Below are 12,227 nucleotides of genomic sequence, written 5' to 3'. Positions count from 1 at the left end.
CCTCATGTGGCGGTTAGCACATTTCCCTTTTTCGCGGAATAATGCCGTTTTCAGCGACCGCCCCATGAGGAAATCACCGCCCCATGGGATAGTTACCGCCCCATGAGGAGCCGTTTGGATATAGCAGTGGGCCGGGCTCTGAATACCAGAGCCCGGCCCACTGCTATATGCCCACAATCAGGGCTATTGCGATGGCTTAACGCTTGGCCATCGCGCGTAGCACAATCTTGCGCAGTTCGGAGGCAATCAGCACGATTGCGGCCAGGCAGATGCATTCCACCCAAGCCATCGGGCTCAATGCCACGGTGCCGAACGGACCGTTGAGGAACGGCACGTAAATCACCACGAGCTGCAGCGCCACGGACAAACCAATCGCACCCCATAGCCACTTGTTGGAGAACAGACCCACGAATGCGGACTGCAGATGCGAACGGGAGGACAGCGCGTTGAACAGCTGGGCAAACACCAGAATCGTGAAGCCCATCGTACGGGCCTCGGTCATCTGCGCTTCATGGCCGATGGCATCCACCGAGCGGTCGGTGAACAAGCCGCCGGACAGGTGCATGTCCATACCAATCAGCGTGACGATGGCCATGATGACGCCGATGTAGATGATGTCGCCCCACATGGAGGCGTCAATCACGCGGTCCGTCACCTTACGCGGTTTACGACCCATCACATCGTCGGTCTGCGGGTCCACGCCCATAGCCAACGCCGGCGCGGCATCGGTCAGCAGGTTGATCCACAGCAACTGTGTGGCGAGCAGCGGCACGGTGACGCCCACGGTTTCCGGCTGGCGGATGCCGAGGAAGCCGGCAAACACCACACCGAGGAACACGGTGAACACCTCACCCACATTGGAACTCAGCAGGTAGCGCAGGAACTTGCGGATGTTGTCGAAGATCACGCGACCCTCGCGTACGGCGGCCACGATGGTGGAGAAGTTGTCGTCCGCCAGAATCATCTTGGCGCTCTGCTTGGTCACTTCGGTGCCGGTGATGCCCATGGCCACGCCGATGTCCGCGGACTTGACTGCCGGGGCATCGTTCACACCGTCGCCGGTCATGGCCACGATGTTGCCTTGGCGCTGCAAGGATTCGACGATCTTGAGCTTGTGCTCGGGGGCCACGCGCGCGTACACGGACACTTCGGACGTGGCCTTGTCGAGCGCGGCCTCATCGGGCAGCTGGTCGAGCTGGTCGCCGGTCAGGGCCTTGCCATCCTTGGCGATGATGCCAAGGTCGGAGGCGATGCGGGCGGCGGTCAGCGGGTGGTCGCCGGTGATCATCACCGTGCGGATGCCGGCACGATGGGCCTCGGTCACGGAGTCGCGCACCTCAGTACGCGGCGGATCGATAATGCCGACCATGCCATTCCAGATGAGATCGGTTTCAATGGCTTCGGCCTGATCGGCGATGTCGGACACCTGGCCTGCAGCGTTGACGCTTACACCGGGCACATCAGCCAAAGAACCGGTTTCCAGCGGACGGCAGGCCTCGCCAAGCGTACGGTAGGCCTCGGAGGAGAGACGTTCGACGGTGGCGAGAATCGACTGGCGATCGCCTTCGGTGAGCTTACGGACCTGACCACCCACGCGGATGCGCGTGCAGTAGCTCAACAGCACGTCGGGCGCGCCCTTGGCGAACACGGTGAGCTTGTCTGAATCGGTGCTGTCCTTGGCGATGATGGACATGCGCTTGCGTTCGGAGGTGAACGGAATCTCGCCAACGCGCGTGTAGCGCTTGATCTTGCGATCGGCCTTGACCTTGCGTGCGGCCACGATCAGCGAGACTTCGGTGGGGTCGCCCACAATCTCCCAACGGCCGTTCTCCTCGCGTAGTTCGCCGTCGTTCGCGAGCGTGCCGGCCACAAGCGTGGCGACGACTTCATCGGCCACAATCTGGGCCTGCTCGGATTCAGGACTGACGCCACCGGTCATAACCATGCGGCCTTCCGGCGCGTAACCGGTGCCGGTGATCTGCACTTCGCCGGACGGGGTGACCACACGTTCCACGGTCATCTCGTTGCGGGTCAGCGTACCGGTCTTATCCGAGCAGATCACGGAAGCGGAGCCCAAGGTCTCCACCGAATGCAGTTTCTTGACGATGGCGTTGTGCGCGGCCATACGCTGCACACCAAGCGCCAGCACCACGGTCAGGATGGCGGCCAAGCCTTCCGGCACGGCGGCCACAGCCAGCGAGACAGCCAACAGCAAGGAATCAATCACGTCATGGACGTCGTTGAAGCCTTCCAGCACGGCGAGCGCCACCAGCACCACGACAGCGATGACGCACACCGCAATGCCGAGGATCTTGGAGACGTAATCCATCTCCTTCTGCAGCGGAGTTTTCTCATCTTCGGTGGCGGAGAGCATGTCGGCGATCTTGCCGACCTGCGTATTCATACCGGTGCCGGTCACGATTGCGCGGCCGGTGCCTTGCGTCACGGAAGTGCCGTTGAAGATCATGTTGGCGCGGTCGCCCAGCGCCTTGGCTTCGGTGAGTGTGTCCGGCTTCTTGCCAACCGGCACGGATTCGCCGGTCAGTGAAGCCTCGGCGATGCGCAGGCTGGCCGCGTTGACCAGTCGGCCATCAGCGGAGACCGAATCGCCTTCCGCAAGGACGATGATGTCGCCGGGGACCACGTCGGCGGTGTTGATGCGCATGACCTTGCCATCGCGCAGCACCGAGGTCTGCGGGGCCGTCATTTGTGCGAGCGCTTCGACGGCCGCCTCGGCCTTGGCTTCTTGCATATAGCCGAGCACAGCATTGACAATCAGGATCAAGATGATCACGATGGCGTCGAACGGCAGCACTTCGCCGCCTTCCGCGCCGGGCTGCGCATTGGCTTTTTCGATGAACCAAGCGATCACCGAGATAATAGTGGCCGCGATCAGCAGGTAGACCAGCGGATCTTGGAATTGGGCCAGGAATTTCTTCCATTTCGGTACGGGCGGGGCGCTGGCGAGCTCGTTCGGGCCGAATTTGGCCAGTCGGCGCTTGGCTTCTTCCTCGCTCAGGCCGTGGGATGGGTCGACGTTCAGGGCTTTGGCCACGTCGTCGGCGCTGGTCAGACTTGGATCAGTATCCCCCAATAGCGCTTCCTGTGCGCGCACCTCTTCCGATTCCACGACCCCGTTCGTTGCGGTCGTGGACACTGCGGATTGATCTTTGAGATCATCCATAATGTTCTCCTTGGTATTGCCGCGGAGTAGTCAGCCTTGCGGCCGCTGCCGGGTTTTCTCTCCCGGCTGGACGCACAGGACTGCGCGGTTATGGACACCGGCGCAACTGCTGCCGATGCATACGATTGCCATTATTCCATAACCGCGTGGCGCACTTGGCGCACAGCGTAATAGCGTTTTGCCTAGAACAGGCGACGCAACCAGGCCTCAGCCAAATCAGGCCAACACTGCACGCATTCGACGATGTGCGCATAGAAGCCGTTACCGGCAGTTTCCGCATTGGCCAAGGACAGGCCGTGGCTGCCTTCAGGGAACAGGTGCGCCTCAATGCTCACGCCGGCGGCCCGGCAGGCCTGGATGAGCATTAGCGTGTTCTCCACGGGCACGGCGTCGTCGGTCATGGTATGCCAGACGAAGACGGGTGGCGTTTTGGCATCGATGTGCTTTTCGATGGAGAACTTGTCCAGCAAAGCCTGATTGTGAGCTTGGTCCCCTAGCAGGCATTGGAAGCTGCCGCGATGGGCGTACTTGCCGGCGGTGATTACTGGGTACGAGAGCATCAGCGCGTTCGGGCGCACGGCGTCCGGGTCTATGCCGCCCTGTTCGCGGATGTCTTCGTCGCCGACCGAGGTGGCGAGGTTGGCGGCCAGATGCCCGCCTGCGGAAAAGCCGAGTACGGCCACTTGCGCGGGGTTTACATGCCACTGATCCGCATTGGCGCGAATCAGGCGCATTGCCTCGGCAGCCTCCAGCAAAGCCACCGGATAGCGGCTGGGCTGCACCGAATAGCGCAGCACGAATACGGCGAAGCCTTTGGCCAGGAATTGCAGGGCCACTGGCTCGGCTTCGCGGTCAGAAGTCATGGCGTAGCCGCCGCCAGGCAAAATCAGGATAGCCGGGCGTATACGGTCCGGTTCCATCTCCTCGCTGTTGTCGGCCACATAGCCAAAGAATCGCGCCTCGCTGCCATCAATGCCAACGATGGTTTGTTGAATGTATTGCATGCCATACATCATACGCGCAGAGAATAGTTCTCGATAAGAACCCCTCGCCATATGCGGTCTTGCCCGTATCTCCAAACCGAATAACGCTTACAGCGAATCGTGAAGACTGCGGGCCATGGCGCGGTCGCGCGAGCCTTTGGTGAGCTTGAGACCGAGGGTCACGGCAATCAACACAACAGTGCAGGCGATCCACAGCGTTCGACCGCCGAAGTTGCTGATGGTCCAGCCACCAATCAGCGGCGCCAGCGCAATCGACGCCGACCACACTACGTTGTAGACGCCCTGATACGTGCCACGCGCCGACGCGGGTGCCATGGCGGCAACCGTAGTGGTGGCGATAGGGAATGTGCCCAGCTCACCCAGCGTCCACAGCACTACGGCAAGCGCGAATCCGCCCCAAGAATGGGCCGCGGCCTGCACCGCATAGCCGATGACGGTTACGGCGAGGCCCATCACCAGCACGCGTGAATTGCCCATGCGCGCGAACAGTTTCATCGCGGGAATCTGCAGCAGGCACAACATACCGCCATTGATGGTGAGCAGCACCGAATACTCGCCCAGCCCTAGACCAAGGTCCGTCATGGCAATGGGCAGGCCGGAGGTGCTTTGGAAGTACACAAGGAAGTAGCCGAACATCAGCAGGGAGAAGCCGAGGAATGGAGTATCGGTGAGCACGCGCCGCCAATTGCGAGACATGGCGCCCTTGACACTGGCAGCCGGTGCGGCATCCGAGTGATTCGGCCTCTCAATGCCGGCGAATTCCGCATGGGTAACACTGCATTCGTCTTCATGGCGCACCGCACTTGGCACCGATACAGTAATCCCCAAATGCCGCACCTCGCGGAAGAACGCAATCAGCAATATCGTGACGGCTATCATCACCGCCGCTTCAACGTAGAACATCAGCGAATACGAGATCTTGACCAGCTGGTTGGCCACAATCGGTCCAATCGCGTACCCAAAATTAATCGCCCACGATTGCAGTACGTATGCACGTTGCTGACGTTCGGCAGGCACCACATCCGCGATATACGCGGCGATGGCCGGGCTGGGCAGCGAGGCGAACGCACCATAGACGAACAGAGCCGCGCCTAAAGACACAGGATCAGTGAGTACGGAAACGACCAGCAGGGCAGCCGCTGCGCCGATTTCGCCGATGATAATCATGGATTGGCGGCCGAATCTGTCGGACAAGGTACCGCCGAACAGGCAGCCGATGATTGCGCCGAAGCCGTACATGGCCACGACTGTGCCCACCACACCCTCATCGAGGCGCAGCGCGGAAACCAAATATATCGACAAGAATGAGGTCACGAAGCGACCCATCCACAGAATCAGAATCGCCAACCATAATCCCCAATACAGCAGGGACAGTCCGAATATCATACGCTGCTTCTTCACTCTCAATACCTTACCGGCTACCGACGGCGGAATAGCCGCGTTTTGGCGCGGGGTGCTGGGACAATAGCACCTATGGCTATCAAAAAAGGACCGACCAAGGGGTCGGGTGGCAAGCATCGCAACAAACTGAAGGGCTACGGCCCCACTCCCAAGGCCGAGGACCGCGTCTATCACAAGGCGTACAAGGCCAAGAAAGCGGCCGAACGTCGGCAGATGGCCGACCCGCGTCTGGCAGCCCGCCGTCGAGTGGACAAGTTCGCTTCGGCGGATACTTCGGATCTGGTGTACGGCCGTAATTCCGTGCTGGAAGCACTGCGCGTAGGCGTACCTTCTTCCACGCTGTACATCATGTCTCGTATTGAACATGACGATCGTACTCGCGAAATCGTGAAAATCGCTGGTATGAACGGCCTGCACATGCTGGAGGCCGATCGTCTGGAGATGGATCGTATCGCCCGCTCTGGCAACCATCAGGGCGTGATTCTGAAGGTCGATCCGTTCCAGTACTCCTCGCTGAACGAGCTGGCCGATCGTGCTGAGAAGAAGGCCAAGGCAATGGAGGCCGCGAATTCGGCGGCCGCCCGTATTGCTGCGCGACCGCTGTTTATCGCATTGGACGGCGTGACCGATCCGCAGAACCTGGGTGCCGTGATTCGTTCGGCGGCCGCATTCGGTGCCAATGGTGTGATTCTGCCGGAACGCCGTTCCGCTTCAGTGAACGCCGCCGCTTGGAAGGTGTCTGCCGGTGCGGCCGCGCATATGCCGGTGGCGCGCGTGGTGAACCTGACTAAGGCACTTGAGGGCTTGAAGGAGCGTGGATACTACGTTGTCGGCCTTGACGGTGGCGGCGATAAGCTCGTCGGCGAGACTGGCTTTGAATCCGATCCGCTCGTTGTAGTGCTCGGTTCGGAAGGCAGCGGTTTGGGCCGACTGGTGCGCGAAACCTGCGACGCGATTGCCGGCATCCCGATCAGCTCGTCTGTTGAGTCGCTGAACGCTTCAGTGGCGGCGGGTATCAGCCTGTACGCGGTGTCCAACGCACGGCGCAAGGCTGCGGCGGAGTGATTGTCGCTTGAGGCCGTAATAGGTTGTACATACACGGAAGCCCCTCTATTTGAGGGGCTTCTTTGTGTGATGGGCTCACCTACAGACAGTCCACCGGATTGTCCGCTTAATGACTCCACACTGCCGCATCCGGATCGTCATCGGGGTTGTAGCCGTCGTCGTCCGGGTCGCTGTAGGTGGATTCGTCGTCAATGACGCCGGAATCGGCCTCTTCGTTAAGTTCGGCGAGTGCCTTGGAGTCAAGGCTGTAGCTCGGCAGAGCGTTGTCGATGTAGCTGGTCACGGCCTCGCCCATCGGCACGTCGTGGCCGGCCTTCTCCGCCAGGAACCAGCGATGGTCAAGCACCTCATGGAAGAACTGAGCAGGCTCGATCTGGGAGCGATATTCGCGCGGAATCATACGCACGGTCGGCTCGAACACCTCACGCATCCAGTCGGTGGCCACGATTTCCAGATCCTCGCCCTCACGCCACGTGGAGGCACGGTAGGCGTCAAGGTCGTTGAGCAGACGACGGGCCTGGTTCTCCTGCACGTCAAGGCCGGTGAGGCGCAGCAGCTTGCGGTTGGCGTAGCCGGCGTCCACCACGCGCGGGCGGACCAGCACACGCTTGCCGTCCTCGGCGGTCTTCATTTCCAGCTCGTCCACGTCGAAGCCCAGCTCGTTGAGCTTGTTGACGCGCTGCTCGATCTTCCACATTTCGTCCGGGTTGAACTTGTCGGTGTCGGTCAGGGCGCTCCACAGCGAGTGGTAGCGGTCGACTAGGCGGTTGCCCACCTCGATCTCATCCACGTCGCCGGGCAGTAGCTTGCCGGACGCCAAATCCATAAGTTCGCCGATGATGTTGGTGCGGGCCAAGTCGATATCGTATTCGCGCTGGCCGTCGGTGAGCTGGGCTTGCAGGTCACCGGTCTCGGCGTCCACCAGGAAGGCGGAGAAAGCGTCGGCGTCGCGCAGGAACAGGACGTTCGACAGGGACACATCGCCCCAGTAGAAGCCGGCCAGGTGCAGGCGCACCAGCAGCACGGCGAGGGCGTCAATCAGTCGTTCGGCGGTGTCCGGGCGCAGGTTGCGGGCGAACAACGCACGGTACGGCAGCGAGAACTTCAAGTGCCGGGTGACCAGAATCGCCTCCAGCGGCTCCCCTTCACGGGTATGACGGCCGATGACCACGGCGATCGGGGTCACAGTTGGCAGTTCGAGCTTCTGCAGTCGACGCAGGATCTCGTACTCTCGCTCGGCCACCTGGCGCGTGATCTCCTTCATGGCGTACACCTCGTCGCCCACGTGCACGAATCGCACGACGTGGCGGGAGATGCCTCGCGGCAGGTTGGCCAGCAGGTCCTTAGGCCAGGTGGCCAAGGGCTTGTGCCAAGGCAGCGTGAACATCTTTGGGTTCGAGCTGGCGGCGGTGATTTTCAGTGCTTGCGGTTCGGCTGAATTGGCGTGTTCGTCTTCGGCTTTGACAGACGTGGCCTTCAGCGCACGCGGATCCATCTGGGGCAATTCGTTCAACTCCATGTGTTCGATTTTACGTGTCGTTCGCGATGTGTGCTCCTTTGCCACGACTTCGGCGCGTTATGTTTACGGGAAAACACCGTTTGGTCTCTCCCCTCAGACCGTCTAGAAGGCAAAAGAAAAGCCCCGCAGCTATGCAGGGCTTTTCCAACGAGGTCATAAGAGAGGAAGAGAATAACCTCGTTTAATGGTTGACGAAGCGATTAGACCTCGCCAAGTATCTATTAGTTCAGACGCAGCTCAGTCGACGGAGCGAACAGGTGCATCTTGGCCGGGTCGATCTTGATCTTGACGGTCGCGCCAACCTTCGGCAGCGCACGCGGATTCACACGAATCGTGGTGAGCTTGTTCTGGTCGGACATGACCTGGGAAGCCTCAGCGGCGGAGCCATCGGTGATGATGTTGCCGTAGATGTAGCCATCGGAGCCCAGATCCTCGACGTTGACAACCTTCAGGGAGAAGGCGTTCGGGTCGTCAGCCGGGGCCAGGCCAGCGTCCTCAGGACGGAAGCCGACCACGATCTGGCCGTTGTCTTCGGCGGTGAGCTTGTTGACGGCCTCAGCCGGCAGGTCCACGGTGTCCTCACCGATCTTCGCCTTGCCGTTGACCACCGGGTGGGTGTTCAGGTTCATCGACGGGGAGCCGATGAAGCCGGCGACGAAGACGTTGGCCGGGCGATCGTACAGCTCGGTCGGGGCGCCGACCTGCTGCAGGATACCGAGCTTGATGACGGCGATGCGATCGCCCATCGTCAGGGCCTCGGTCTGATCGTGGGTCACGTACAGGGTGGTGACACCCAGCTGGCGCTGCAGAGCAGCGATCTGGGTACGGGTCTGGACACGGAGCTTGGCGTCGAGGTTGGACAGCGGCTCATCCATGAGGAAGACCTTCGGCTCACGGACGATTGCACGACCCATGGCCACACGCTGACGCTGACCACCGGACAGAGCCTTCGGCTTGCGGTCGAGGTACTCGGTCAGGTCGAGAATCTCAGCGGCCTTCTCGACGCGCTTGCGAATCTCGTCCTTCGGAGTGCCGGCGATCTTCAGGGCGAAGCCCATGTTGTCGGCAACGGTCATGTGCGGGTACAGAGCGTAGTTCTGGAACACCATTGCGATGTCGCGGTCCTTCGGCTGCATCGTGGTGACATCCTTGCCACCAATGAGGATGCGGCCCTTGTTGACCTCTTCCAGGCCGGCGAGCATACGAAGGGTCGTAGACTTACCACAGCCAGAAGGGCCAACGAGGACGAGGAACTCGCCATCCTTGATATCAAGATTCAGATCATCCACGGAGGGCTTATCGTTGCCCGGGTAGATACGAGTGACGTGGTCGAAAACGACTTCTGCCATAATTACTAATCCTTTCAGAGGCAGGTACGTGCCTCACGATCCGTTGTAAAGGGATTTGTTCTTTACTGCGCTTCCGCCCTCGCCACCGACGTACAACTTTGCTTTCGGAAACTGCAAGCTTCAGCGTTTACTTTTTTCCGGTTCAGTGAAGGTTCTCTTCGTTGAGCCGAGAACTACTATACACGGACCGTGGACCAAGGCAAGTGGCGTGTCTGAAAATGTAGTTAACTTTATGGGCGTTTCTGGGGGTGTTGTGTGGTTCGGCCCATGACACGCCTGTTTCTCGAACGTGCGAACCGGCACGCCCGGCGTAGAGCAGGCCTGCTCTTCCCGAACTGACGGATTCCATCAGTCGCCGACTAATGCAACACAGACTCGAAGGTGACGCCGTTGCGGGCGGCTTTGCGCTCGGCCTTGCGCTCCTCGGCGTTTTCGATGCGCTGGATGCGCAGCTGGCGCCAGTCCTCGCGCATGTCGCGGAAACGGTCGGCCAGCGTTACGTCATCGTTCTCGGCATCGCCATCAGTACCGCTGCCATCGGCCTTACCGAACGTGCCATCGGCCACCTTGGTGATGCCCAGCTTGAGCAGTCCGAGCAACTCACGCAACGTTTCCGGTACGGGCTCATCGCCCTCATCGGCGGACTTGGTCAGGCCCTCGATGCGACGACGAAGCGCGTCGGCGTCCTCGGGATCGATCTTGAGCCCGGCGATCAGCGACTGGCGCATGGTCTCGTAATCGAGGTTGGCAAAGAAATTCAGCTGTTGCAGCGTCATGAAGCCCTTGAGCTCGGGGAATCGGTGGACGATGTATTCCTCGCGGTCGTCGGCGGCGCGGGTCCAGTCGCGGGTGAGCTGCGGATCCCAGTTGGCGGTAATCGATCCCTCGCGCATGCGGTAGTGGTACAGCGCCTTGGGCAGACGGACCACGCGCGTGGCCTCGCCGATCACGTTGCAGATACGGGAGAGATCCTCGATTTTGCGCCCCACCGGGAAGGAGAATCCGGTGCCCTGATAGGTGGAGGCGGGTGCCAGGAAGGCCCAGAAATAGCCGTCGATCTCAGCCTTGACCTGCTTTTTGATGGCCTCGACCGGGGTCAGGATCTGCACCTCGGTGAAGTCGTTGTGGCGATAGTTGGACAGCAGCGGCTTGTTGTTCTCGGAGATGGTGTCGAACTGGAACATCACCAGATCGGCATCGTATTCACGCATGGCATTCAGGCAGTCCTCCACCAACGTGGGGGCCACGGTATCGTCGGAATCGGCGAAGTATATGTACGCACCGGTGGCCCCGGCGATGCCGGTGTTGCGGGCGTCGGACAGGCCGCCGTTGGGCTTGTGAATCACGCGTATGCGCGGGTCGCGGGCGGCCCAGGCGTCGCACATGGCCGGGCAATTGTCGGGCGAGCCGTCGTCGACCAGCAGAATCTCCAGATTGGCGTACGTCTGCGCAGCAACGGACGCCACGCATTCGTCGAGGAACTTCTCGACCTTATATACTGGGATGATGATGCTGACCAACGGCTCATGTTCCATATCTCCAGCGTAGCGCCGCCGTGCGAACGCGGCGGCGCTGCGGGTTCGCGGACCGCGAAACCCTTAGAAGTCCCAGTCGTCGTCATCGGTTTCTTCGGCTTTGCCCATCACGTAGGAGGAGCCGGAGCCGGAGAAGAAGTCGTGGTTTTCGTCGGCGTTCGGGCTCAGGGCGGCCAGGATCGCGGGGTTCACATCGCAAATCTCAGCCGGGAACAAAGCCGGGTAGCCGAGGTTCATCAGCGCCTTGTTACCGTTGTACCGCAGGAACTTCTCGACGTCATCGGTCAGGCCCACGCGGTCGTACAGCGACTGGGTGTACTCCACTTCGTTGTCGTACAGCTCGTTGAGCAGGTCGTACGTGTAGTCCTGCAGATCCAGACGCTCGGCATCGCTCAGCTGGGCGATGCCCTTCTGGTACTTGTAGCCGATGTAGTAGCCGTGGACGGCCTCATCGCGGATGATCAGACGAATCACGTCGGCGGTGTTCGTCAGCTTGGCGTGCGCGGAGAAGTACATCGGCAGATAGAAGCCGGAGTAGAAGAGGAAGGACTCGAGCAGGGTGGAGGCCACCTTGCGCTTGTACGGGTTGTCGCCCTCGTAGTAGTCGAGCACGATCTCCGCCTTCTTCTGCAGAAACTCGTTGTTCTCGCTCCAGTCGAATGCGGCATCGATCTGTTCGGTGGAGCACAGGGTGGAGAAGATGGACGAGTAGCTTTTGGCGTGCACGGATTCCATGAAGGCGATGTTGGTGTACACGGCCTCCTCGTGCGGGGTGAGCGCGTCCGGAATCAGGGAGACGGCGCCGACCGTGCCCTGGATGGTGTCAAGCAGGGTCAGGCCGGTGAAGACGCGCATGGTGAGCGTGTGCTCGTCCTCGGTCATCTTCTGCCAGCTGGGGATGTCGTTGGAGACGGGGACTTTTTCGGGCAGCCAGAAGTTGCCGGTCAGGCGGTCCCAGACCTCAAGGTCTTTCTCGTCTTCGAGGCGGTTCCAGTTGATTGCGGAGACGCGGTCGATGAGTTTCAGCGGTTTGCGCGGAATGGAGATAGGTGCCATGAGTAGTGTTCCTTTTACTCGTTGTCGTTATCGTCGTTGGATTTGTTTTCGAACTCCTCCGGCGCGGTCAGCCGGAGCAGTGCTCTATAGACGGTTCGTGACATTGTTGGTTCC

8 protein-coding genes are annotated in these 12,227 nt (G+C 60.6%); 1 reads left to right on the top strand and 7 read right to left on the bottom strand.

Annotated features, from left to right (window positions below; all coding sequences use genetic code 11):
- Positions 1–196: 196 nt before the first annotated feature.
- The 3 genes from AB5287_RS09440 to AB5287_RS09430 form a co-directional block, all read right to left on the bottom strand.
- On the bottom strand, positions 197–3,184 hold the full coding sequence (locus tag AB5287_RS09440) for a cation-translocating P-type ATPase (protein ID WP_007054625.1): 2,988 nt from the start codon (positions 3,182–3,184) through the stop codon (positions 197–199).
- A 182-nt stretch (positions 3,185–3,366) separates the two neighbouring features.
- Entirely contained in the window at positions 3,367–4,200 is an 834-nt protein-coding gene (locus tag AB5287_RS09435; protein ID WP_007054627.1) for an alpha/beta hydrolase, read from the bottom strand.
- 75 nt (positions 4,201–4,275) lie between these two features.
- Complete coding sequence (locus AB5287_RS09430) at positions 4,276–5,574, bottom strand: MFS transporter (RefSeq protein ID WP_011068619.1); 1,299 nt, start codon at positions 5,572–5,574, stop codon at positions 4,276–4,278.
- Positions 5,575–5,661: 87 nt separating this feature from the next.
- Between AB5287_RS09430 and rlmB the strand changes: the two genes are divergently transcribed.
- Positions 5,662–6,654 (top strand): 23S rRNA (guanosine(2251)-2'-O)-methyltransferase RlmB, encoded by a 993-nt coding sequence (rlmB, locus tag AB5287_RS09425; protein WP_007051816.1) that lies wholly within the window; start codon positions 5,662–5,664, stop codon positions 6,652–6,654.
- 106 nt (positions 6,655–6,760) lie between these two features.
- Here the strand turns inward: rlmB and AB5287_RS09420 are convergent, their stop codons facing one another.
- From AB5287_RS09420 to nrdF, 4 genes are all read right to left on the bottom strand, one after another.
- Positions 6,761–8,173 (bottom strand): DUF4032 domain-containing protein, encoded by a 1,413-nt coding sequence (locus tag AB5287_RS09420; protein ID WP_007058271.1) that lies wholly within the window; start codon positions 8,171–8,173, stop codon positions 6,761–6,763.
- A 221-nt stretch (positions 8,174–8,394) separates the two neighbouring features.
- Entirely contained in the window at positions 8,395–9,522 is a 1,128-nt protein-coding gene (locus AB5287_RS09415) for an ABC transporter ATP-binding protein (RefSeq protein WP_007051809.1), read from the bottom strand.
- A gap of 359 nt (positions 9,523–9,881) precedes the next feature.
- Positions 9,882–11,057 (bottom strand): glycosyltransferase family 2 protein, encoded by a 1,176-nt coding sequence (locus tag AB5287_RS09410; RefSeq protein WP_181895807.1) that lies wholly within the window; start codon positions 11,055–11,057, stop codon positions 9,882–9,884.
- Between the two features lie 63 nt (positions 11,058–11,120).
- Positions 11,121–12,113, bottom strand: coding sequence for a class 1b ribonucleoside-diphosphate reductase subunit beta (gene nrdF, locus AB5287_RS09405; protein WP_007051806.1), 993 nt, complete (start codon positions 12,111–12,113; stop codon positions 11,121–11,123).
- Positions 12,114–12,227: the final 114 nt, after the last annotated feature.

This window comes from Bifidobacterium sp. RTP21102st3_E2_RTP21102_210122, assembly GCF_040916945.1.
Taxonomy (GTDB): domain Bacteria; phylum Actinomycetota; class Actinomycetes; order Actinomycetales; family Bifidobacteriaceae; genus Bifidobacterium; species Bifidobacterium longum.
The sequence above is the reverse complement of the archived record's forward strand: the minus strand, read 5'-3'. Positions and strand labels throughout refer to the sequence as shown.

Coding starts and splice junctions, on each gene's coding strand:
- AB5287_RS09420 (WP_007058271.1), bottom strand. CDS start 8,173: ATGGAGTTGAACGAATTGCCCCAGATGGATCCGCGTGCGCTGAAGGCC.
- AB5287_RS09430 (WP_011068619.1), bottom strand. CDS start 5,574: ATGATATTCGGACTGTCCCTGCTGTATTGGGGATTATGGTTGGCGATT.
- AB5287_RS09440 (WP_007054625.1), bottom strand. CDS start 3,184: ATGGATGATCTCAAAGATCAATCCGCAGTGTCCACGACCGCAACGAAC.
- AB5287_RS09410 (WP_181895807.1), bottom strand. CDS start 11,057: ATGGAACATGAGCCGTTGGTCAGCATCATCATCCCAGTATATAAGGTC.
- nrdF (WP_007051806.1), bottom strand. CDS start 12,113: ATGGCACCTATCTCCATTCCGCGCAAACCGCTGAAACTCATCGACCGC.
- AB5287_RS09435 (WP_007054627.1), bottom strand. CDS start 4,200: ATGATGTATGGCATGCAATACATTCAACAAACCATCGTTGGCATTGAT.
- AB5287_RS09415 (WP_007051809.1), bottom strand. CDS start 9,522: ATGGCAGAAGTCGTTTTCGACCACGTCACTCGTATCTACCCGGGCAAC.
- rlmB (WP_007051816.1), top strand. CDS start 5,662: ATGGCTATCAAAAAAGGACCGACCAAGGGGTCGGGTGGCAAGCATCGC.